Annotated in this window: 26 protein-coding genes; 1 reads left to right on the top strand and 25 read right to left on the bottom strand. The window is 44.0% G+C overall.

The window, feature by feature from the left end:
• Positions 1-9: 9 nt before the first annotated feature.
• Complete coding sequence (gene dapB, locus UJ203_RS04260; RefSeq protein WP_322008676.1) at positions 10-813, bottom strand: 4-hydroxy-tetrahydrodipicolinate reductase; 804 nt, start codon at positions 811-813, stop codon at positions 10-12.
• 11 nt (positions 814-824) lie between these two features.
• Positions 825-1160: a nucleotide pyrophosphohydrolase gene (locus UJ203_RS04255; protein WP_004398044.1), complete on the bottom strand. Its 336-nt coding sequence runs from the start codon at positions 1158-1160 to the stop codon at positions 825-827.
• A 139-nt stretch (positions 1161-1299) separates the two neighbouring features.
• Between UJ203_RS04255 and UJ203_RS04250 the strand changes: the two genes are divergently transcribed.
• Positions 1300-2172, top strand: coding sequence for a YitT family protein (locus tag UJ203_RS04250; RefSeq protein WP_044155146.1), 873 nt, complete (start codon positions 1300-1302; stop codon positions 2170-2172).
• 43 nt (positions 2173-2215) lie between these two features.
• On the opposite strand, the gene ypjB is transcribed toward UJ203_RS04250, so the two are convergent.
• The 23 genes from ypjB to hepT form a co-directional block, all read right to left on the bottom strand.
• Positions 2216-3010 carry a sporulation protein YpjB gene (gene ypjB / locus UJ203_RS04245; protein WP_101860373.1) on the bottom strand — a complete coding sequence of 265 codons (795 nt, stop codon included), beginning with the start codon at positions 3008-3010 and terminating at the stop codon, positions 2216-2218.
• Positions 3011-3078: 68 nt separating this feature from the next.
• Positions 3079-3672: a DUF1405 domain-containing protein gene (locus UJ203_RS04240; RefSeq protein WP_322008675.1), complete on the bottom strand. Its 594-nt coding sequence runs from the start codon at positions 3670-3672 to the stop codon at positions 3079-3081.
• Between the two features lie 110 nt (positions 3673-3782).
• Positions 3783-4550, bottom strand: coding sequence for a menaquinol-cytochrome c reductase cytochrome b/c subunit (locus UJ203_RS04235; protein ID WP_010334724.1), 768 nt, complete (start codon positions 4548-4550; stop codon positions 3783-3785).
• Between the two features lie 32 nt (positions 4551-4582).
• Complete coding sequence (gene qcrB, locus UJ203_RS04230) at positions 4583-5257, bottom strand: menaquinol-cytochrome c reductase cytochrome b subunit (RefSeq protein ID WP_003225560.1); 675 nt, start codon at positions 5255-5257, stop codon at positions 4583-4585.
• A gap of 1 nt (position 5258) precedes the next feature.
• The gene (locus UJ203_RS04225; protein ID WP_010334725.1) at positions 5259-5762 is read right to left on the bottom strand and encodes a ubiquinol-cytochrome c reductase iron-sulfur subunit; all 504 of its coding nucleotides are present in this window, start codon (positions 5760-5762) and stop codon (positions 5259-5261) included.
• Between the two features lie 141 nt (positions 5763-5903).
• Positions 5904-6350, bottom strand: a complete 447-nt coding sequence (locus UJ203_RS04220; protein ID WP_322009464.1) for a YpiF family protein — start codon at positions 6348-6350, stop codon at positions 5904-5906.
• Positions 6351-6408: 58 nt separating this feature from the next.
• Entirely contained in the window at positions 6409-6948 is a 540-nt protein-coding gene (locus UJ203_RS04215; RefSeq protein WP_322008674.1) for a ReoY family proteolytic degradation factor, read from the bottom strand.
• 69 nt (positions 6949-7017) lie between these two features.
• Positions 7018-8289, bottom strand: coding sequence for a tetratricopeptide repeat protein (locus tag UJ203_RS04210; RefSeq protein WP_059336621.1), 1272 nt, complete (start codon positions 8287-8289; stop codon positions 7018-7020).
• 348 nt (positions 8290-8637) lie between these two features.
• Complete coding sequence (gene aroA / locus UJ203_RS04205; protein WP_322008673.1) at positions 8638-9924, bottom strand: 3-phosphoshikimate 1-carboxyvinyltransferase; 1287 nt, start codon at positions 9922-9924, stop codon at positions 8638-8640.
• Positions 9925-9934: 10 nt separating this feature from the next.
• Positions 9935-11050, bottom strand: coding sequence for a prephenate dehydrogenase (locus tag UJ203_RS04200; protein ID WP_059293699.1), 1116 nt, complete (start codon positions 11048-11050; stop codon positions 9935-9937).
• Positions 11051-11098: 48 nt separating this feature from the next.
• Positions 11099-12181 (bottom strand): histidinol-phosphate transaminase, encoded by a 1083-nt coding sequence (hisC, locus tag UJ203_RS04195; RefSeq protein ID WP_024121856.1) that lies wholly within the window; start codon positions 12179-12181, stop codon positions 11099-11101.
• 11 nt (positions 12182-12192) lie between these two features.
• Positions 12193-12996: a tryptophan synthase subunit alpha gene (trpA, locus tag UJ203_RS04190; RefSeq protein WP_227597612.1), complete on the bottom strand. Its 804-nt coding sequence runs from the start codon at positions 12994-12996 to the stop codon at positions 12193-12195.
• The gene (trpB, locus tag UJ203_RS04185) at positions 12989-14191 is read right to left on the bottom strand and encodes a tryptophan synthase subunit beta (protein WP_322008672.1); all 1203 of its coding nucleotides are present in this window, start codon (positions 14189-14191) and stop codon (positions 12989-12991) included. Before trpB ends, trpA begins: the two co-directional genes overlap by 8 nt.
• Positions 14172-14825, bottom strand: coding sequence for a phosphoribosylanthranilate isomerase (locus tag UJ203_RS04180; RefSeq protein WP_322008671.1), 654 nt, complete (start codon positions 14823-14825; stop codon positions 14172-14174). Before UJ203_RS04180 ends, trpB begins: the two co-directional genes overlap by 20 nt.
• Positions 14826-14829: 4 nt before the next feature.
• Positions 14830-15582: an indole-3-glycerol phosphate synthase TrpC gene (gene trpC / locus UJ203_RS04175; protein WP_322008670.1), complete on the bottom strand. Its 753-nt coding sequence runs from the start codon at positions 15580-15582 to the stop codon at positions 14830-14832.
• Complete coding sequence (gene trpD / locus UJ203_RS04170) at positions 15575-16591, bottom strand: anthranilate phosphoribosyltransferase (RefSeq protein WP_322008669.1); 1017 nt, start codon at positions 16589-16591, stop codon at positions 15575-15577. The genes trpC and trpD overlap by 8 nt, the downstream gene beginning before the upstream one ends.
• Positions 16563-18110 (bottom strand): anthranilate synthase component I, encoded by a 1548-nt coding sequence (trpE, locus tag UJ203_RS04165; RefSeq protein WP_322008668.1) that lies wholly within the window; start codon positions 18108-18110, stop codon positions 16563-16565. Before trpE ends, trpD begins: the two co-directional genes overlap by 29 nt.
• Positions 18111-18327: 217 nt before the next feature.
• Positions 18328-18711, bottom strand: coding sequence for a chorismate mutase (gene aroH / locus UJ203_RS04160; protein ID WP_044155077.1), 384 nt, complete (start codon positions 18709-18711; stop codon positions 18328-18330).
• Positions 18708-19796, bottom strand: coding sequence for a 3-dehydroquinate synthase (gene aroB / locus UJ203_RS04155; RefSeq protein ID WP_322008667.1), 1089 nt, complete (start codon positions 19794-19796; stop codon positions 18708-18710). The genes aroH and aroB overlap by 4 nt, the downstream gene beginning before the upstream one ends.
• Positions 19796-20968, bottom strand: a complete 1173-nt coding sequence (gene aroC / locus UJ203_RS04150) for a chorismate synthase (protein ID WP_024121865.1) — start codon at positions 20966-20968, stop codon at positions 19796-19798. Before aroC ends, aroB begins: the two co-directional genes overlap by 1 nt.
• 74 nt (positions 20969-21042) lie before the next feature.
• Positions 21043-21813 carry a protein-glutamate O-methyltransferase CheR gene (gene cheR / locus UJ203_RS04145; protein WP_322009462.1) on the bottom strand — a complete coding sequence of 257 codons (771 nt, stop codon included), beginning with the start codon at positions 21811-21813 and terminating at the stop codon, positions 21043-21045.
• 232 nt (positions 21814-22045) lie between these two features.
• Entirely contained in the window at positions 22046-22495 is a 450-nt protein-coding gene (gene ndk, locus UJ203_RS04140; protein WP_081638330.1) for a nucleoside-diphosphate kinase, read from the bottom strand.
• A gap of 115 nt (positions 22496-22610) precedes the next feature.
• A complete protein-coding gene (gene hepT, locus UJ203_RS04135) occupies positions 22611-23573 on the bottom strand; it encodes a heptaprenyl diphosphate synthase component II (RefSeq protein WP_024121868.1) in 963 nt (320 codons plus the stop codon).
• Positions 23574-23577 lie beyond the last annotated feature (4 nt).

Here is a 23577-nt window from a genome sequence, read left to right as displayed (position 1 = left end):
TCCCCCTGTCTAATCAATGATATTTTCCAATCCGTAGACAAGCTGATCAATCTTCATGACTTGTTCTACAGACAGTTTTACACCGGACATGAAGGAAGCACGGTTATAAGAATCATGACGGATCTGGAGCGTTTGGCCGTCCATGCCGAACATCACTTCCTGATGGGCGATCAACCCTGGAAGACGAACACTGTGCAGACGGATTCCGTTTAGCTCCGCACCTCTTGCTCCTGGAAGAATTTCTTTTTCATCTGGATGTCCTTGCTGTTTTTCTTTTCGAACCTCGGAAATCATTTCAGCTGTTTTGAGAGCCGTTCCGCTTGGCGCGTCAAGCTTCTGATCATGGTGAAGCTCAATAATCTCAACATCATCGAAGTAATTAGCAGCCATTTTTGAGAATTTCATCATGAGTACCGCACCCAATGCAAAATTTGGAGCGATGATAGCCCCGATCCCTTTTTCTTCTGTCAGAGATGTAAGTTCTTTCAAATCAGTTTCAGAGAAACCGGTCGTACCCACTACAGGGCGGACACCGTGTTCTAATGCAACTTTTGTATGTACTTTCCCGATCTCGGGTGTAGTTAAATCAATCAATACATCTGGTTTTGTTTCTGTAAAGCAGGCATGGATATCTGTGTAAATAAGAGCATCAGACTCAACAGACATCACATCAGATAATTTGTGCTGATCGTATGTATGGTCAACTGCTCCGACTAGGTCAAAATGAGGTGTTTTTTCCGCCAATTTAACAGCTTCTTGCCCCATTCTTCCCCGCGGTCCTGCAATGACTACTTTAATTGTTTCGTTTGACATCTTGATCTCCTCTACTTTCCTTCTTCTTTTCTTGTCCAGCGGTCTTTATCTCTTGTATTAAATTTATGCATGACTCGGTCGTGGGCTTCCTCTAATGAAATATCAAGTGAGTTGGCTAAACAAACCAACACAAACAGCACATCGCCCATTTCCTCTTCCATGCTTTTATCATCTTCAGTCGCTTTTTTTGGTTTTTCTCCATAACGATGATTGACTTCTCTTGCAAGCTCGCCCAGTTCTTCGGTTAATCTTGCCATCATGGCAAGCGGGCTGAAATACCCTTCCTTAAATTGGCCGATGTAGCGGTCCACCTCAGCCTGTATATCTTTCATTGTTTTATCACTCACTGCACGAAACCTCCTATCATCCTCTTACATGTTAGCTAATTCGGTTACGTTTGACAAATGTTTAAGCACGTTTGCTGTTTTCTTTTGCATCCACTATAATATAAACGCTATCTAATGGAAGGAAAAGGGGTTTTGTGTGATGCTTGGAGAAATTAGATTAAAAAACATATTTTTTATTTTAATCGGTGCAGCAATTTTTTCATTTGGCCTGGTTCATTTCAATATGCAAAACAATCTGGCAGAGGGTGGATTCACGGGAATTACGCTATTGCTGTATGCCCTTTTCCATATTAGTCCTTCTATTTCAAACCTGGTTTTGAATATCCCGATCTTTTTTATCGGCTGGCGTTTGCTGGGCAAGACGATGTTTGTATACACCCTAGTCGGTACTGTAGCACTGTCTTTATTTCTCAGCATTTTTCAGCGATATGAAATACATATGCCCCTTCAGCATGATCTTGCGCTTGCCGCTTTATTTGCCGGCGTATTCATTGGAGCCGGCTTAGGCATTATTTTTAAGTTCGGCGGTACGACGGGCGGGGTTGATATCATTGCCCGTTTGGTCAATAAGTATTTTGGGATACCAATGGGCCGAACGATGTTTGCTTTCGATGCTTGCGTGATCATTTTATCATTGCTTACCTATCTCTCTTACAAAGAAGCCATGTACACATTGGTTGCCGTTTTTGTGGCGGCAAGACTGATTGATTTTATTCAGGAAGGCGGATACGCAGCTAAAGGTGCAACGATCATCTCTGCGAAAAACGACCAGATTCAGAAGAAAATTCTTGAGGAAATGGAACGGGGCGTTACCATTTTGAAAGGACAGGGATCCTACACGAAAGAGGATCTAGACGTGCTGTATTGTGTAGTGCCCAAAAACGAACTGGTCATGCTGAAAAGTGTGATTAACTCCATTGACCCTCATGCCTTTGTCGCGGTCAGCGATGTCCACGATGTGCTTGGAGAAGGATTTACACTCGATGAAAATAAAAATCCGCTCCCGCGCTAATGTTTTTTTGATAACAAAAGGCGGCTGCCGCCGCCCCTCTTACTCATTTTGGATAATCCCGCTTTTTTAGTTTCTTTTTCTCCGCTCTGTATTTTCTGTAACCGACATAAGTAAGTGCAGTAATGATGATACCGCCTGTAGTGATCATCACCCATAACAAAGACGGATCTGCATCATCCTCTTCCACCCTGTCAAATACACTCTTCAGATCGTTCTGGAGTAGGGAAAGCCGTTCAAGCTTCGTACTCTCGGTCATTTGCTGAAACCCCTCTTGCTCAATCACTTCAATATGTTTTCCGACTGTATCAAGCTGATCTTCTGATATATCGATTGTAAGACTTGGATAAATCAAATCATACAAGCTGATAAATTCGTTCCACTTTTCATGAAAGCTCGTACTTTCATTTTTTTGGACATCCTGCTTGAGTGCGGCAAAGACCTCCATAATCGGCTTCTCCAGTGACCCCCAAAGGGGATCAGACTGATTGTCAACAGCATCCATCAGCATTCTGAACTGCGCGGCTGCTCTGAGCTTTTGTGTGTCTGATGCATCAGCCTGTTTTAAACTCCGTACCATATCGTTATAGCCCAAAGTAATTTGGCGAATTTGGGCTCCAGTTAACATACTGTCTTGCTTCTGTTTTTCAGCGGATTTTAATGTTTTTTCAAAATAAGATAAGACTTGTAGCGCCTCTTCATATTTCGACTGGCGGGTCATTTGAAAAACCGTATCGGATAAATCATTCAATTCCTTGAGGCTTCCCCGCTCTTCAGCCTTGGCATTCCCATTATAAAAAATAAGAGCAATCAACAAACAGATCGTCAGCTTTCGTTTCATGCAGGTCCCTCCCACTCTCTCTCCTTACAGAATATGAAGGAAAGGACAAGGATAGACCAAGATTGTCTTTACGTTAGTTGAAGCTTTGTTTGCTTTTTCGAAATGACGAGATAGAAGGCAAGTCCGATTGAAAAGATGCTCAGCCAAAACGTTCCGTATCCTATGTCAGTCATATATTCAGAAAGCATGGAGTATTGCGGCATCATCCCAAACAGGTAATCAATGACATCATTATGAAGCGTCCAGACCGCAGCGATAACAAGATGCCATAACGAAAATCGAAAATACGGGCTGTACAGCACCCCCTGGACAGCCATTGCAAAATGCGAGGCAATCAGCATATAGCCTTCCCATGGCAAATCACCTGTGACAGACAATACGAGAAGATTCATTCCGACCGCCCACAAGCCATATTTCACGAGCGTCACTAACGCAAGCGCTTCAAAAAGCGGAGCATTCCGCTTCATGAGAAAGGCCAGCAGCACAAACAAGAAGAAAAACGTTGCTGTCGGGCTGTCCGGAACAAAGATGAGGAAACGGGCCGGCGTCTCCAAAAGCTGAGGCAAGTACCAATAGTAGCCGTAAACCGTTCCCAGAAAATTGATCGCTAAGACAAGAATAAGCATCGTTCGCTGTCCTAATACATATTGAAACCATTTCACATCAAATCAACTCTCAGTCTGTAAAAATAATGTGTCCATATAAAAAAGCTGACGCCTGGTCAGCTTTTGATAATAAAAGTATATCCTTCCGTTTCACAATTCACAATACGTTATTTTGCCGTTGTTTCGGAAATGAATTTCGCAAGTTCTTCGAGCTGCTTATCATTTCCTTTGAACACGCCTGCCGGCATTTGGCCTTTTCCTTCAACAGCGATCTTTTTGATTTCTTCCGGCTTCAGTCCGGTGTCTACCAATGAAGGCCCGGCCGCTCCGCCTTGAAGATTATCCCCGTGACATGAAATACAGCCCTGCTCCTGAAAAATTTTATATCCTTCGGCACTGGTATCGATATCCGCTTCTTTTGTGATTTTCCCCTGCTCCTCCGCCTTTGCCCAGTCGTGAGTAGCTACGGACTGCCAGGTCAAAAATACAGCCGCGGAAATAGCCAAGAGCATCATCCCGACAGCCACGGGACGCTTCCAAGGCCTTCTTTCCGTTCCCCTGTCGAGAAATGGCGCCAAAAGCAGAGCGCCAAAGGCGATCCCCGGCATAATCATAGCGCCGACCACCGTAAAGCTCCCAGCGGCGTATTCATATTTCAAAAGCTGATATAAGAAAAGAAAATACCAGTCCGGCAGCGGAATATAACCTGTATCCGTCGGGTCCGCCATCCGCTCCAAAGGCGGCTGGTGTACAATCGTCAAAACAAGAAAACCGATCAGAAAGACAGCTCCGACCATCCATTCCTTCAATAAGAAATTTGGCCAGAAGGCTTCTGTTTTACCGGGATACTCTGAGTAATCCTTCGGTATATTCGGCTTTTTCTCAGCCGGTATCCTTGAGTCTCCTACAAATTTCATCCCTTTGCCCCGGTGCATGTCATCCCCTCCCTTTTATTCGCAGATCAAGTTTAAAGCGGTCCTGAAATCCCCTGCTTGCGGATCATAATAAAGTGTGCGGCCATCAATCCAAACAAGGCGGCAGGAAGAAAGAATACATGGATCGCAAAAAACCTAGTCAGCGTTTGGGCGCCTACAATATCCGGATGCCCTGCCAGGAGTGTTTTGACTTGCGTCCCGATCAAAGGAGTGGCTTCAGCGATCTGCAGCCCGACTTTTGTGGCAAACAGAGCCTTCATATCCCAAGGAAGCAAGTAGCCTGTAAACCCAAGCCCAAGCATGACAAAAAAGATTAACACACCGACTATCCAGTTCAGTTCCCGCGGCTTTTTATACGCCCCTTGGAAAAAGACCCTCAGCGTATGTAAAAACATCATCACAATGACCAAGCTGGCGCCCCAATGGTGCATTCCCCTGACAATCTGGCCGAATGCAACTTCATTTTGCAAATAATATACCGATTCCCAGGCATTTTTAATATCAGGCACATAATACATCGTTAAAAACATCCCAGACAACACTTGGATAACGGTTACAAAAAACGTCAGTCCCCCAAAACAGTACACAAACGCAGAGAAATGATGGGCGGGATTCACATGTTCCGGCACTTCGTGATCGGCAATATCCCTCCACATCGGTGTAATATCAAGCCGTTCATCTACCCAGTCATAAATTTTGTTCAGCATGTCACCCTTCCCCCTTAGGCTTTGCTTTTCCAAGATACAGGAAGCCGTCTTTAACTTCTTGCTCGTAATGATCAAGAGGCGCAAGCGGCGGCGTGCCCGGGACATTGGTGCCGTCTTTTTCATAGAGTCCGTAGTGGCAAGGACAGAAAAATTTATTCGGATTTTTAGGATCGCTGTTCCAGTTCACCGTACACCCCAAATGCTTACAAATTGGTGAAAGTGCTACAATCTCATCCCCATTTTTGAAAACCCAAGCTGATCTCGACTCTTCCGACTCATACCAGGCATCGACTTGATTAATTTTGAAATCAAAGCGCTGCGGCTCTTTTGTCAGCTCATCTACGCTGACAACCTGAACCATGTCCTGCTTTCCTGTCGATTTTAATACCGGGTCGAGTGCAAAGCGAACCATAGGCATGAGCATACTAGCCGCCATAAACCCCCCTACGCCTGTTAGCGTATAATTTAAAAACTGACGTCTCGATATATCATGTCTTCCGCCCATCTCTTCTCCCCCCTCAAGGTCAACCCTGCAAACTGACTAAAATAGAAAATATTTCATAACTCTAGACACCCTCATAATATATGAATCTCTCAGCAAGGTCAATATAGCCAAAATATTGTTTATAAGGAAATGTAAGTGTTTTTACGAAGCGTTCCATAACTGTAACAAAACGTTCAAAATTTCAGCTGTGCGTTCATCTAATATTTTTCTTTTTATGGAGTCATTTAAGTGCTCTAACGGAACAGAAGGCGCAACAATAATCTTCCCCAATGACTCTTCGCTACTCCAATGATCATCAGCTGTCAGCAGTACAACATGCTGAAAATCTGATTTGGCCTCCTCCTGTAAATCTTTCAGCCCTTGAACGGTATTTTCATTTCTATCAACATATGTATAAGCCGGCAATAAATATACCCGTCCTTTTAACTGCCTTTCCAATTCATCCGCTAGAAGCTGCGTAAATTCGCCTCTTTCTGCTGCTATTTTTAATTGGTTCCCCATTTTTATGTTAATTAATGGTATGACAGCGGTATCAATGTAATCTTTAGATTGTAAATAGTCCTTGGCATCAGGCATTTTCCACCTCATCATCGTTCTCCCCTTTTTACGACAACCAGCCTTGCATTACACTGCAAGGCTGGTCATGTTATGTGAGCTGATTCAATTGGTGCGATAATTGTTCAAATGCTTCTTTATCGTGACGATCGAGCGCATCGTCAATGTCTTTTAATAATTTTTCTCTTTGGAATGTAGAAATGGCGTGCTCCAGGATTTGTTCAGCCAGCCCCTGATCTTTTTTGTTTTCAAACAGATCTTTCGGAATGTGAGGGTTGGACTCCAGCACCGCCGCATACTCAGGAGAACTGTAGGCTGAACGGAAATTAAGCTGGATAAACAAATCCTGCTGTTTATTTAATCTAATATCATGAAAAGATTTTTCCGCGTCGGTTGTCATGACATTCTCTTTATAAAACCGAAACGGAACTTCTTCAACACAATGTGTTGACATTATAATGCCTCTCGGGCAAAATTCTGCCTGCTCTACAAAATGAACCTTTTCCATTAAAGAATCGTGGCTCATTAAGTAGTTCAAGATCCATACGCACTCTCTGCGCTTTAGCTGATAATGGTTTAAAAACCAACGGATAAAATCCTTTTTCTCATTGACAGAAACAGGGGTCTGCATGTAATTCCCTCCTCTATCGTTCGTATAATCTATACTTATATGTTCCACATAAGCGGTTAAAATTCCTGCTTATCTCGAAAATTCATCCTCGATCCGCAAGATTATTTCTTCCAGCTCTTCATTGGCTCCGTCTATTTCGAGTACCTTTTTCAATAGCGGCAGCGCTTCTTGTTGGAGGCCTTCTTCTAATAAAAAGGTTGCGTATTCGTATAAGAAATCTCTGTCCTCACGATAGTGAAGAAAAGCAGCTTCAAAGGATTGTTTTGCTTCTTCGTACTGCTCTAATTCGGTGTAAGCGCTGGCCAGATACCAATTGTATTTCGGATCTTCTTCCCCGTAGCCCCGCACCTCTTGAATCAGATCAATAATTTGCTCATAATCCTCTTCCTTATGATACACAGCAAGTAAAGTATGGAGTGCTTCGACGAAGCCAGGATCAAGAGCAAGCGCTTCCTGAAGAAGTTTTTTCCCTTCTTCTGACTTCCCGATTTTTAACGCCATCTTTGCGGCATAGAGGAAAAGCTCTTTGTTATATTCATCATATCTGATACCCTCTTTTGCCGTTTTTAATGCCTCTTCATACATCCCTTCAGCCTCATAGCTCTTTGAAAGCGGCATATAAAGTGATGAATAGGATGGATCAAGCTCCTTTAAATCGGACAGCTGTTTAATAGCCGTTTTGATCAGTCCCGCCTGCGAGGCTGTAAATCCATAGCCGAAAATTGTATTAGGGTCAGGATTCTCATCTACAGCTTTTTCATACCACGGAATGGCCTCCTCAAAATCTCCTGATGCACTTAGCGATTCCGCCAGTCTTTGGTGGACATTAACGCCTCCGATCTCACTCTGCTCCCCAGCCGTTCTTTTAAAATATTGAACAGCTTTTGCATAGGCTCCTTGAGTAAAGTATAGCTCGCCTAACGCAAAATCAATGATTGGTTCATTTTCTAGAATAGACTTTGCCTGTAAAAGCTTTTGCTCACTTACTTCGAACAGCCCCTGCATCTGATAAAGATCAGCCATGAGCAGCAGGCTTTCCGGATATGATGGGTCTGATTCCGGGATCGTTTCCAGCACAGCCAATGCTTTTTCTTCTTCGTCAATATCTATTAAAAGTTCAGCATAAAAATTCGTCAGTTCTGTTTCATTCGGATATAAATCATGCAAATCACTGATCAGTGAGATCGCTTTCTCTACATTTCCCCACTCGTAATAAAGCTGTGCTGCGATGGCTTTATCTTCATCATGAAGCTGTTTTTCGGCCTTCGAGAGGGTGTTGAGTCCCTTTTCTGTTTCTCCTGCTTCAACTAATTTTATGGCTTCTTGAATTAATGTATTCAAATCGGACCGGTCCTTTCTTTTCCTAACAACATCAATCATACATAAAAGTCTTATTTGTTCGGGTTAATCCTATCATAATTCAGAGGATAGCCCTCGGCAAATAAGATGCTTACACTGTACGTCAAGGAATTTCTGAGTCTTATTAGTTTATCAAAAGATCCTGCGATAGCAAATAAAAAAAGGAAGATAGCCCTCTATTACAGTAAAGCAGCCCTTGACCTGCCGACTTGTAAGTAAAGCCCCCCTCCCTCATTTGAGTTTTTATATTCCTCTATAAGACAGGCTATGTTTTTTTCCTTCAGTTTATGACTGATAAACGCTCACACAACAAATCCTGAAGCATAAACTTCAGGATTTGTTTGAAAGCTTATTTAAATGATCAAAAAAGTTTGGATATGACACATGAATGGCGTCTGTCTGTCCGATCTCAACCGGCTCTTCTGTTAAACAGGAAGCTATACCGAGCATCATTCCGATCCGATGATCTCCATGACTTGATACTTTCGCGCCGCCTTTGAGAGTTTGTTTGCCGTATACCTTCATTCCGTCTTCAGTCGGTTCAATCTCAGCACCGAGCTTTCGAAGCTCTGAAACAACTGTATCGATACGATTCGTTTCTTTCACTTTAAGCTCTGCGGCATCCTTAATGACTGTTGTTCCCTCCGCCTGAGTCGCAAGAAGGGCAATAATAGGAATCTCATCAATCAAGCGCGGAATAATATCTCCGCCAATTTCAACCGCTTTAAGAGATGACGTTTCAATGATCAAATCTCCATAAGGCTCTGCGCTTTCGTCAACAGATGGTTTGATTTCCAGCTTTGCCCCCATGTTTTGAAGCACATCGATGACACCTGTCCGAGTCGGATTTAACCCCACGTTTTTCAGTACAATTCTGCTGTTTGGAATCATTGCGCCAGCTGCAAGGAAAAACGCGGCTGAAGAAATATCTCCGGGAACAAAAATATCTGCAGCCGTAAGCTGCTGGCCGCCTTTTATGGAGACACTTGTCTTGTCCTCTGCCAGTTTCACTCCGAAAGCAGACAGCATCCGTTCAGTATGATCTCTGGATTTATGAGGCTCGGTGACAGTGGTAGTTCCCTCAGCCTGCAACCCGGCAAGCAGAACAGCCGATTTAATTTGAGCGCTGGCCACAGGTGATACATAGTCAATGCCTTTTAATGTACCGCCGCTTACTGACAGCGGTGTAAATTCTCCGCCGGCTCTGCCGTCAATTTTAGCGCCCATTTGTTTCAGAGGCTCTGTTACACGCTTCATTGGGCGTTTCGCAATGCTTTCATCCCCAGCTACCGCGCTGTAAAAAGGGCGGCCCGCAAGGATTCCGAGCATCAGACGAATCGTTGTGCCTGAATTACCGACGTCTAACAGACTTTCTGGTTCTCGCAGGGAATCCATCCCTTTCCCGTGAATGACTACATCACTGCCGTTTCGCTCAATTTGAACACCCATCTTACTAAAGCAATCGATGGTGCTCAGACAGTCTGCTCCCGGCAGAAAATTTTTAACAGTTGTTGTGCCTTTCGCAAGCGCGCCAAACATAACAGAGCGGTGAGAAATAGATTTATCACCGGGAATATGTATTTCGCCGTTTAACGCCTGCACCTTTTCTCTTTTCATTGTTTCCACCTCAATCAGCATAAAAAGTTTCGTATTCCGCGCGGGCTTCTATGCACTGTTCGGCCCGTTTGCGGTCATCATCGGATTGAAAACTGATCCTTAAAATCCCGTTAATATCTTCTCTCGTTTCAATAATGCGGATATTCGTTATACTGATGCGTTCCGCAGCAAGTATAGCCGTTATCTCGGAAATCACCCCAGGATGATCTGGCACGTCTACGTATAAATCATAAAATGCCGGTATTGCGCCCTTCTGGCGGAGAGGCAGTCCATCACGGTAGTCCTTTGCCGTTTTAAAATAATTGAATAGTTTTTCCGCATCTCCATGCTCTACATATGTCCGGATCGTTTCAATCTCACGAGTCCACTCATCAAAACGATCTAAAATCTTATCTTTATTATGTAACAGAATATCACGCCACATTGCAGGACTGCTTGATGCAATCCGGGTAATATCCCGAAAACCGCCGGCAGCAAACCGCTTCACAAGCGGATAAAGCTCTTCCGAGTGATGGGTCTGATGCACAAGACTGGCTGCAACAATATGCGGAAAATGACTGATCACGCTTGTTACGCCATCATGCTCTTCAGGCGACATTTCTACAAATTGGGCATTCGTCCCTTGCAGCAAATGTTTTAACTGATTGACCGCTTGTCTGTCCGTTTTACGGCCCGGGGTTAAAATATAAAACGCATTTTCAAACAGAAATTCCTTTGCAGCGGCAACTCCTGATTTATGCGAGCCCGCCATCGGATGCCCTCCGACAAATTGGTAGCCGGCAGGCAGCACTTGATCGGCGTAATGAACCACTTTTTGCTTTGTGCTTCCTACGTCAGTAATCAAAAGCGGATGCTTAATTTCTGAATGGGCCAACTCTTCAAGCATAAGCAGCGTTTGCGCAACAGGTGTTGCAATAATAACGGTTGCAGCTTTTTTCGCGCCGTCAATAAACGATTCAGCACTCTCGTCTATCACACCTAATTTTAAGGCAGCCACTACCTGCTCATCTGAGATATCGACCCCAATAATGCGTTTTTCCGGATGTTTTTTTTTGATGGCTAACGCAATAGAACCGCCTATCAATCCGAGACCGGCGAGCAATATTGTATCTTTGATTTGATTCATTCATCATCACCTGGTTCATAGACTAAAGAGGTGATTCTTGACCACCTCTTATAAAATTTCAGCTAAAGTTGCGAGAATTTCCTCGTTTTGCTCTTTCGTGCCGATCGTAATCCGGAGTGAAGTCGGGAACCCTAATGCATTTCCTGATCGGACAATATAACCTTTTTGCAGCAATGCCTGAAACAACTCATCAGACGGGCGGTTAAAGTCTATTAAAACAAAGTTTGTCTGTGAAGGGTAGCACTTTAATCCGTGTGTTTCCGCAAAATCATAATACTGCTGAAGGCCTGCTTGATTTTTCTCGATACAAGAAGCGATAAATTCTTGATCGTCAAGGGCTGCAATCGCTGCAGCCTGGCCAAGGCGGCTGGTGTTAAACGGCTCTCTTGCCGGCTCTATTTGGCGGATCAATTTTTCGTCAGCAATACCGTATCCGACTCTAAGCGCCGCCAGACCGTATGCCTTTGAAAACGTACGCAATATCATCAGATTGGAATACGTATTCAAAAGCGGTATGCTTTCCGGGTAATCCTCAGCTGTTACATATTCATAATATGCTTCATCTAGAACAACGAGGACACGAGAAGGAACACGTTCCAGAAATGAAATCAATTCTCCTTCAGCTGTATAAGTGCCCGTCGGGTTGTTCGGGCTGCAAATCCAAACGACTTGAGTCTGTTCGTCAATCGCTTCAAGCATCGCGTCTAAATCATGAGAGCCGTCAGAACGAAGGGCAATTTCACGAACTTCAGCCCCTTCAATCACCGCATTATGCTTATATTGCGGAAAAGTCGGTGCTGCTGCAATCGTGTTTGTTTTGTCGTTTAAAAAAGCCCGGCATATAATTTGGATGATTTCATCTGAACCATTGCCGAAAATAAGTGATGTTTCGCTCACATTGAGGTGCTCACTGAGCCTTGTCCGCAAAGCTGCGCTATATCCATCGGGATAAAGCGCAAGCTGTTGAATTTCATGATGAAGTGCCTCTTTTGCAGCTTCCGAACAGCCGTACGGATTTTCGTTTGATGCAAGCTTCACGACTTTATCCAAGCCATATTCTGCTTTTACTGCTTCAATCGGTTTACCCGGCTGATAAGGCTTCAGTTGTTTTAAATGTTCTTTGATACGCAAATCCAGTCACCTCATTTTAAACTGTACAAACCGCCAAACGTCTTCGCGTAATCTTCAAACTCCTGCACTGCACGATCTCTCGTCTCAGTGCTGATGAGCCGATCCTTTAATTCTTCTATCTTTTTGACGAGCGCACTTCCCACTACGACACCGTCACAGATTTCATTCATCTTGACCACCTGCTCGCGGCTGGAAATACCAAACCCAACAGCAACCGGCACAGCGCTGAGATTCTTCACTGTCCGGATAAATGGATAAGATGATGAATTGAACTCATTTCGGACACCGGTCACACCTAACGAAGATACACAGTAGACGAAGCCCTCGGCTTGTTCAATAATCGTTTTCAAACGGCTTTCGCTTGTCGGTGCAACTAAAGAAATATACGTTACCTCATGGGTTTTGCATTCCGCTTGAAGGCTGGCGCTCTCTTCTAAAGGCAGATCCGGAACAAGCAGGCCGTCTATATGATTTTCCCGCAGTAAAGCGAAAAAGTATTCTTTGTTCAATTGTAACACAGGATTATAATACGTAAAGAGGATAATGGGAATATTGACGCCATTTTTTTTCATTTCTCCGCCTAATTCAATCGCTTTTACAATATTCATCCCGTTCTCAAGCGCCCGTTTTGAAGCTCGCTGAATCACCGGACCGTCTGCCAGCGGATCTGAGTATGCTACACCAATCTCAAGTGCCGTGGCACCCGCTTTTTGGAGAGACTTAGCCAGTTCGATTGATACTTCCGGCAACGGATCACCCGCTGTAATAAACGGGATAAACAACTTTCCCGACTGCTGCAGGTCTACTTTAAACATGCGCTTTCACCTCATCTTCCAATACGTTCATTAATGTGTTGACATCCTTGTCTCCTCTTCCTGATAAACAGACGAGGATAGTTTGATCCCGCCCCATCTCTTTTGCGATTTTAAATGCCTTCGCTAATGCATGAGCAGATTCGATCGCTGGTAAAATCCCTTCTTTTTCTGACAAAAGTTTTAACGCGTCTACTGCTTCTTCATCAGTTATGCTATCGTATGTGACACGGCCGCTTTTATGCAAATAAGCGTGCTCCGGACCAATTCCCGGATAGTCAAGTCCTGCTGAAATTGAATAAGGCTCAATAATTTGACCGTACTCGTCTTGAATGAGGTAAGTGAGCGAACCGTGAATCACACCGACAGTACCTTTCGTAATGGTAGCGGCATGAAGCAGGGTGTCAATTCCTTTTCCTGCCGCTTCAGCACCGATCAGTTCAACATCTTCGTCTAAAAATGCCTGAAACATGCCTATCGCATTACTTCCGCCGCCTACGCAGGCAACGACTTTATCAGGCAGTGTTCCCTCAATGTCCTTCAGCTGATCCTTCGCTTCCTCTCCGATCATTTTTTGAAATTCCCGGACAATTTGCGGGTAAGGGTGCGGTCCGACGACCGATCCGATCATGTAAAAATGATCCTCACAATGCTGAACCCAATAGCGGATAGCCTCATTTGTCGCATCCTTCAGTGTCCCGTTTCCGCTTGTGACCGGCACAACCTCTGCTCCAAGAAGCTTCATTCGGAATACGTTCAGAGACTGGCGGGCGACATCCTCTTCACCCATAAATACAATGCAGGAAAAACCAAACTTTGCAGCAACCGTGGCGGCGGCTACCCCATGCTGTCCGGCACCTGTTTCTGCAATGATTTTCGTTTTGCCCATTTTTTTTGCAAGCAATGCCTGGCCTAAAGCATTGTTGATTTTATGGGAACCTGTATGGTTTAAATCTTCTCTTTTCAAATAAATTTTAGCGCCGCCTAAATGCTCTGTGACTCGATCGGCATATGTTAATGCGGTCGGCCTGCCGGAATATTCAGCTAACAGCTTATGATATTCTCCCCTAAAAACAGGATCATCCTTTATTTCCTTAAATGCTGTTTCAATTTCTTCTAACGGCTGCATAAGAGTTTCCGGAACAAATTTCCCGCCAAAATCGCCGTATCTGCCTATTTCATTCGGATATGGATACATATCGGTTCATCCTTTCTTCTAAGAGCCTAATCAGTTTGACATCTTTTTGTCCGTTTTTTTCTATTCCGCTGGCAAGATCGACTCCGCCCGGTTTCCATTTCAATAAGTCTGCGATTGTGTCGGGATTCACACCGCCTGCGATGAAACACCGTTTCCCCGTTTGTTCAGCTTTCTGCTGATATTCAGGCACACACTCCCAAGCAAAAGCCACTCCAGTCCCGCCTCTTGCCCCTTTTACAGATGAGTCAATCACAAAACCGTCTACAGAACCGTTAAAGCGGTCCAAGTCCTGAATTGCTGTGCTGTTATGATGAAGCGCCTTCCATATTTCACAATTTGTCAGCAGACGGAGGACTTCAGCATCCTTTGGAGTCTCATCACCATGAAGCTGAATGACGTCAAGCTGCAAATCGTCTGCTATACGGGCAATCGTTCCCAGCGATTCATTCACAAAAACGCCTGCAATCTGTTTCTCGGTGCGAACTTGGCTCAGCCACTTTTTCACATCTGCCGGAGATACTTTTCGTTTACTGTCAGCAAAAATAAAACCCAGATAATCTGCCTGTGAATCCGCTGCAAGCCGCAGGTCCTTCAGTGACCGTATACCGCAATACTTTAATGCCGGTTTTTTCACAACCTCACTCCCCATACAAAGCATGGATTGCTTTTTGTTGTGAATGCTGTCTCATCAATGACTCTCCGATTAGAACAGCTTGTGCTCCATGTTCTTTGACAAATGTTAAATGTTCTAAAGAACCAATGCCGCTTTCACTGACAAGCAAGCATTCTTTCGGAACTAGGGATGCAATCTGTTTCGTCTGTTCGAGCGAAGTTTCAAACGTTTTTAAGTTTCGATTATTAATACCGAGAATATCAGGGGTGAATACCTTCACTATTTGTTCAAGCGTCGTTTGATCATGAACCTCCACTAACACGTCCATTTCCTTTTCCCCTGCTTCGAGATACAACTCGTGAAGCTGTACGGGATCAAGCACCTCTCCGATTAACAATATGGCATCTGCTCCGATTCTCTTTGATTCCTCCACTTGAATCGAATCAATAATAAAATCTTTTCTCAGCACCGGAATCGAAACAGCACGCTTTACGTCTGATAAATAACTGTTTTTCCCTTGGAAAAACGGAAAGTCAGTTAAAACAGAAAGCGCGTCTGCCTGCGCAGCTTCATAGTCTTTTGCAATCTGCTCCGGAACAAAATCTTCTTTAATGATTCCTTTTGACGGCGACGCTTTTTTGACTTCAGCAATCAATCCGATAAAACGGTTCGGGTTAGCCAGCGCCTCTTTAAAAGACCGTTTTTCAAAAGGCTGCTCTTCTGGCAGGATGAGAGTTTTGACTTCTTCTTTTTTTTGATTGATTATGTTTTCAAGCATAGATCTCTCCCTCTTTCTGTTTCAGTCTATCGAGCTGCGCTGCGGCACCTCCGCTTGCAATCGTTTCTAACGCAAGCTCCGTTCCTTCTTTCAGTGTTTCGGCAATACCCGCCGTGTATATCGCAGCGCCGGCATTAAAGGCTGTAATATATATAGCTGATCGGCTGCTTTTATTTTCAAAAATATTCTGAATCAGATGAGCGCTTTCTGTCGGTGACTGCACCTGTATATCTTCAAGTCTGCCATTTTTGAAGCCGAAGTCTTCGGGTGAAACAGTATATTCCCGGCGCTCTCCATCCTTTATTTCAATCACATCGGTCGGTGATGTAACCGAAAGCTCATCTAAACCGTCACGGCTTGCTGCGAATAGTACATGCTTCGGCTGGAACATTTCCAGTGCGCTTGCCATCAATCCCGCTTTTTCAGCAGAATAGACACCGATCACCTGACGCTTCGCCTGCAAAGGATTGCTGAGCGGTCCGAGCAAATTAAAAATCGTTCTGAATCCGAGCTCTTTTCTTGTGCCCGCCACATGTTTCATGGACGAATGATAAAGCGGCGCAAAGAGAAATCCCATGTTATTTGTTTCAATGCTGACTCTGACTTCTTCAGGAGTGGTTTGAATTGGTATCCCAAGCTCTTCAAGAACATCGGCACTTCCGCTTTTAGAAGATACGGAGCGATTGCCGTGCTTTGCAATTTTAGCTCCTGCTGCTGAAGCAACGATTGCCGATGCCGTTGAAATATTAAAGGTAGAGATGCCGTCACCGCCTGTACCGCATGTGTCAACCACATCATGAAGTCCGTCTACCGTAAGGGCATGTGTCCGCATGGCCTTCACAAACCCCGCCAGCTCTTCTGCAGTTTCGCCCCGATGAGCCAGGATTGACAATATACCGCCCATTTCAGAAGGAGTCATTTCTGCTGTCATCATCATATTCATAAGCGCTTCCGCTTCAACAGCAGTAAGTGTCTTACCGTCAACGCACGTTTGCAGAAATTGGTTCATCGGTTTCATCCCCCTTGCTACGAAACATGTCTTCAGCAATATGAATGGTTTTCAGCAGTGCGCCCGCTTTGTTGCAGCTCTCTTCATATTCGGCTTCCGGCACAGAATCAGCAACAATACCTGCTCCAGCCTGTATCGATGCAACACCGTTTTTTACGCTCATGGTCCGGATCGTAATACAGGAGTCGATATTCCCGTCAAATCCGATGTAGGCGATGCAGCCGCCGTATGTCTCTCTCGGTGTCGGCTCCAGTTCATTTAAAAGCTGCATGGCGCGGATTTTTGGGGCCCCGGTTAAAGTTCCCGCAGGAAAAGCCGACATTAGCGCATCGACAGGGTGAACTCCCTCTTTCAACCTCCCTGTGACGACTGAAATGATGTGCATAACATGTGAAAATGAGACGATCTTTGTGAACTCCGGCACAGCAACCGATCCATACTCTGCCACTCTGCCGATATCGTTTCGAGCTAGATCAACGAGCATATAATGCTCCGCTTTTTCTTTTTCATCTTTCATCAGCTCAATTTTGAGTTTTTCATCTTCCTCTTTGTCTGCGCCTCTTTTTCTTGTTCCGGCAATCGGATGGATTTCCAAATGCCCGTCTTGAACGTGGATTAACCGTTCCGGAGAGCTGCCGACAATCTCTCTGTCCGGGAGTTTTATATAATACATATACGGCGAAGGATTGACGATTCGCAGCACTCTGTACAATTCGAAGGAATCTGCTGTTATCGGAATCTCAAATTTTTGTGACAGGACACCTTGAAAGATGTCTCCTGCTTTTATATATTCTTTGATCTTTTCTACATCTGCCATAAACGCTGATTTTTCGTAATTTGAAGATACTGAATTGAAACCTGGTGTCTTATATGACTCAGATGAAAGAAACAGTTCTTTTATGTTTTTTTGATCCATCATCTTATCAATGAGGCCTTGGAGCTCTCGGTGATTTTTATTGAACACAGCAATTTTTTCAGCTTCAGTTTCTTGTCCATTCAATCTAGCATACTGAATAAAGTGGACGTTTTTTGTTTCATGATCATAAGCAATTAATGTGCTGCAAACAAACAGCATACACTTTTCAAATTCCGTTTCCTTCCTGTGGCGAGGAACAGAAGGTTCAATCATCGGCATCATATCATAGCTTAAATACCCGACAGCTCCGCCTACAAAGGGAATGGCAAGCTCTGGCGTTTTGATTTTGTATGCTGCATTCATCCAATCCAGAACCTCTTTTAATTCTTTTCCAGTGTAAAGGGATCGGTCATTCTCATCTTGAGCAGTAAAATCATTTTGCTGTTCTTTGATCGTGAGAAATGGCTGAAGGCCGATGAACGAATATCTGGACCAATTTGATGTGTCATCCTTGCTTTCAAGAAGGTAAGTGATCTTCCTGTCCAGCTGCTCGATCATTTGGATAGGTGTCAGTGTGTCAACTGTGAATGTCTCCACAATCGGTATGGTGCGGTAGGACATACTGTCCTCTAAAAATGCAGAAATGTTTGATTGGAAATTCATTGCTCTCACTCCTTTTGGCAAGGAGAATGAGAAGAAGGCATGAGAGGGAAAATCAAGATATAACAAAATAAACCCAAAAGAAAGGCTTCTTTTGGGTAGAATAAACATACATGTCTCAGCTCAACTACACTCATTCTCTGCTACCCTATTCTCTAACTCAACTCATTCACTAAGCTTTATACACACTCTTGTGTATTTCTAAGCTGTTCTAATCGTATTACAATTCATTATTTTTTGTCAATGATAAATCGGGTCTTAATACAACCGCTTTTTCTAAATAGACATGTCTGATTTGATTCTGAGGAACATCAGTCTGAACAGTCATCATGACCCTTATACATTTTTTCAGACCGCCTGTAACATCCATTTCCTGCATACATGTCACCGGCACATACTGCCAGCCAGAAAGCTCGCGGACAGCTTTTGCCGGGAAAACAGAGTGCAGGTCAGGCGTCGCCGATAGAAGCATTTGAACAACATCTTCCGGCTTTGTTTTGTTTTCTTCTATCATTTTTTCTAACAGCTGTTTGGTTTTTTGTAAAATCTCTTCTTCAGTATCCTTTTCTACTGTAGTTGCTCCGCGAATTCCACGAATCATCATGATGTCTCCTCCATTCGCCATTTGTTCAGCCAGCTCTCAAGTTCATCTCTTGAAAACGTATGGTCGGCGACTTTTCCTAATTCTTTGAGAACGATGAATTGAATCATACCGCCGCGGGTTTTTTTATCATTCATCATACGGTCTAAAAGCACGGAAGTTGCCGTTTCTTTTTTAATGCGGCTTGGATAGCCCAGGTTCTTAAGCCAGCTGACTAATCGATTTCTGTCCATTTCACAGCCGGCTTCCTGTTCACTTATATATAAAGCAAACTGCATACCGAGTGCTACCGCATCACCGTGGGTGATCTGTCCGTAGCCATACTCCGCCTCAACTGCGTGGCCGAGTGTATGCCCAAAGTTAAGATAGGCTCTGATTCCTTCTTCCTTTTCATCCTGATGAACGACAGACGCTTTAATCGAAATACCTTTAAAAATCATGTCATTCAGCTGCTCGCTGGTGATATCGTCCAGTGAGTGAATGCCCAGCAGGTCTTTCAGGAATTCTCTGTCATAAATAAAAGCATGCTTAATCACTTCTGCCATCCCGGACCGAAGCTCTTTTTCCGGTAGGGAACGGAGAAAGTCCGTATCGTAAAGCACGGCTTTGGGCTGATAAAATGCGCCGATCAGATTTTTTCCAAGCGGATGATTCACCGCTACTTTTCCTCCGACCGCGCTGTCATGCGCCAAAAGCGTTGTAGGCATTTGAATGAAATCAATGCCGCGCATAAAAGTGGCAGCCACAAATCCAGCAAGATCTCCTACAACACCGCCTCCAAAAGCGATGATGCATGAGGAGCGATCCATATGAAATCGAATCGCTTCACTCTGCAGCTTCGTGTACATATCCATTGATTTCGCCTGCTCTCCGCTCGGCACCGTCACTTTTTTCACAGGCCATTTTTCTTCCAGCAGGTGAAGCATTTCATCACCGTACAGGCGATCCACTTCTTCATCGGTAACAAGCATAATGCGTGTTAATGGCCTGTTTAGCGAGGTTAATAGTTCACAAGCCTTTTTTCTGATTCCTTGTCCGATAAATACAGGATACGAAGAGGAAGCGGTTTGAACATGCAGTGTTCTCATTAAAATTCCCTCGACAGTTTTCTCATATTCTCCACGTTTTCTCTAATGCGGTCAATTTGGTCTAAGCCGAATTGTTCAACAACAGCGTTCGCAATTTCCCATGCAACAGCAGCTTCCGCCACTACACTTGCCGCTGGCACTGCGCAGCTGTCTGAACGTTCAATGCTGGCAGAAAACGGTTCTTTCGTTTCGATATCCACACTTTTCAGCGGTTTATATAATGTCGGAATCGGCTTCATGACTCCGCGGACAACGATTGGCATTCCTGTCGTCATGCCGCCTTCCAATCCGCCAAGTCTGTTCGTAGCACGCGTATATCCTTTTTCTTCGTCCCAAATAATCTCGTCATGAACCTCGCTTCCGTTTCTTCCGGCCGCTTCAAAACCGATGCCGAATTCCACACCTTTAAATGCATTAATAGAAAGTACTGCCGCTGCAAGCTTGCTGTCCAGTTTACGGTCATAATGAACGTAGCTGCCCACGCCCACCGGCATTCCTTCAACAATCACTTCCACAATTCCGCCGATGGAATCTCCGTTTGCCTTCGCTTCGTCAATGGCATCCATCATTTTTTTGCCTGCTTCTTCATCGTAGCATCTGACCGGAGACTCTTCAGTCACACGCTTCAAGTCATCAATTGAAGTATAATCTGTTTTTTCAGCCTTAACTGCCCCGATCTGTAATACGTGGCCCGCTACCTTAATGCCAAGCTCAGAAAGGATCTTTTTAGCGACAGCGCCTGCCGCCACTCTTACGGTCGTTTCACGTGCTGAAGAGCGCTCAAGCACATTTCTCATATCGCGGTGGTTATATTTAATCGCACCGTTTAAATCTGCGTGTCCCGGTCTTGGTCTGGAAATTTGGCGTTTCATTTCCTTTTCTTCTTCTTCAGTAATCGGAGCCGCACCCATAATTTTAGTCCAGTGTTTCCAATCGTTATTTTCTACGACAAGTGCGATTGGTGAACCGAGAGTGCGGGCATGGCGCACCCCGCTCATAATTTTCGCCTGGTCCTTTTCGATCTGCATGCGTCGCCCGCGGCCATGGCCTTTCTGGCGTCTGCCAAGCTCAAAGTTGATATCTTCCTCAGTTATGTAAAGCCCCGCAGGCACACCTTCAATAATGGTTGTCAATTGGGGGCCGTGTGATTCACCGGCTGTTAAATATCTCATGACTTCTTCTCCCTTCATCGCATTAACGCTTTTAAGTAAAACTACTATAACATATTTTTCAGCAAAAAGTCAGTCTATCTTTTTTGATAAAAGAATGTATCCGCGGGAGAAAGGCCGAATTTCTCCGGATTGAAGATCTGCTCTGTGCTGCCGACAAAGAGAACCCCATTCTTTTTTAAGCTATGCGCCATTTTTAAGTACAGCTCTTCCTTTGCGTTTTCTGTAAAATAAATAAAAACATTGCGGCACACAATCAAATCAAAGTCTTGCTCGTAGCGATCCGCAAGCAGATTATGTTTTTGAAACCTAATGTTCTTCTTTATGTCCTGTTTCACTTCATAGCTCTTATCAGCGTTTTGAGTAAAATAACGATCCTTCACAGAAGACGGCACTTCTTGCAAAGACCGCTCCTGATACACGCCTTTTTTCGCTTTTTCCAATGCTTTATCATCTATATCAGTCGCCAAAATCTGATAGCCTGGGAGCCCTTTCTGCTGGTCTAAAATCATTGCGAGCGTATAAGGCTCCTCCCCTGTAGAGCATGCCGCGCTCCATATTTTTAAAGGCTTTGAATGTTTGATTAAAGGCAAAATAGCTGTTTCAAGAACTTCCCATCTTTTATAATTTCGATAAAATTCTGAAACATTAATCGTCATTCTATCCAATGTTTCATTTAAAAGCGCCTGATCCTTTTCTAATGCCGCTGCAAAATCCTTAAAGCTTTGAAAACCTTTTTTCTCATAAAGGGATGTCAGCCTTCTCTTCATTTGCGCTTCTTTGTATAAAGTTAAATCAACTCCGGTTAATTGCTTCCATTTGGTTGTAAATACGCTGTATGTATCCATCTCTTCTCTCCCAGTCTCGCTGTCTTTTGTCCTAGTATAGCTTGTTTTATCAGGAAATTGTATTGTTTCAAATAAAAAAATCAGCTTTTCAGCTGATTTCAGATGATTGGTAAAGACAGTGGTGGATCCCCTGCCGTTTAGCCATATATTCAAGTCAATGTAAACCTTTACAAAAAAGCCGGAACCGGCGGAGTGCAGATACCGGCTCTTCTCTCGGCTTTTTCAGCAATGATTAATAGATCCAGCCTGTCATGAGTTGTTGATATGATACTAACTCTTCATCCTTAAAGAAAATATTAATCTCACGCTCAGCGCTTTCCAGAGAATCAGAGCCGTGGATAATATTTTTTCCGACAAACATGCCGAAATCTCCGCGAATGGTGCCTGGCAATGCTTCTTTAGGGTTTGTTTTTCCAATCAGCTGCCTGGTCACTTCAACGACATTTTCGCCTTCCCACACCATCGCAAAAACTGGTCCGGAAGTAATAAACTCAACAAGTTCTCCAAAGAAAGGCTTCCCTTGATGTTCGGCATAGTGTTTCTCAGCCATTTGTTCAGTTACTCTCATCAGCTTTGCGCCAGCTAATTGTAAGCCCTTACGTTCGAATCTAGATAAAATTTCCCCGATCAGCTGCCGTTGGACACCGTCCGGTTTCACCATGATAAAAGTCTTTTCCATCACATTCTCCACCCCATCATATGTATGTATAGGCTTTCACATTGCACACCGAAATCGTAACATCTTTCAGATAATTAATCAATCCGGGGCGGAGAAATTTCTTAATATCTACAAAAAATTAAAATTTTCTTTTGCCGATATATTTTGCGATGGCTGCAAGAGAAGAACGCGCACGCCCTCTCGGAAGCGTGTTAAGTTTTTGGAAAGCTTTTTGCAGATACATCTCGCTTACTGCCATCGATGCTTCAATTGCATCTGTCTTTTTGATTTCTTCAATAATAGGCGCAAGCTGTTCTTGTGTCGTCTCGCTGTTAATTAATTTAAGCTGATTCTTTAAAGCTGGATTTTTTAATGCATATAGGACAGGCAATGTAACATTTCCTTGAAGCAAATCGCCTCCAACCGGTTTACCCAGTTCTTCTTCAGTTGAAGTAAAATCAAGAATATCATCAATGATTTGATAAGACATGCCGACATAATATCCAAACCAGTAGAGCGCCTTATGAATCTTTTCTTCAGCTCCGGATGCAATAGCCCCCAGCTGGCAGCTGACAGCGATAAGAAGCGCCGTTTTTCTCTTTATGCGCCGCAGGTACGTTCTGAGATTCTGTTCCATGTTGTATTTGTCTTTGATTTGTTCAATCTCTCCAAGACACACTTCAACAATGGTCTGCGACAAAATCCGATGAGCTTTCGGTTCATTAATTCTCGTCATCATTTCAAGAGATCCGGCAAGCATATAATCGCCTGTATACATCGCAATTCGGTTATCCCATTTGGCTTTGATCGTCGGCTTTCCCCGGCGAAGCTCCGCATCGTCAATGACATCATCATGAACCAACGATGCCATATGAATCATTTCCAGAGTGACAGCGACATATTTAATCTTATTGATATCGTAATCGCCAAACATGCCGGAAAGCAGAACGAAGACAGGCCGAATCCGTTTGCCTCCTGCCTGCAATAGATGAAGACCCGCCTCGCTCAAAAGCGGATAATCGGAGCGTACGGTTTGTTCAAGCTCCCTTTCAATTACATCAATATCGTCATTTAAAAAAGAGTAGGCCATTTTAAATTTCATATCA

Origin of the sequence: Bacillus sp. V26 (assembly GCF_034296245.1) — a bacterium.
GTDB classification, from domain to species: Bacteria; Bacillota; Bacilli; order Bacillales; family Bacillaceae; genus Bacillus; species Bacillus halotolerans.
The sequence above is the reverse complement of the archived record's forward strand: the minus strand, read 5'-3'. Positions and strand labels throughout refer to the sequence as shown.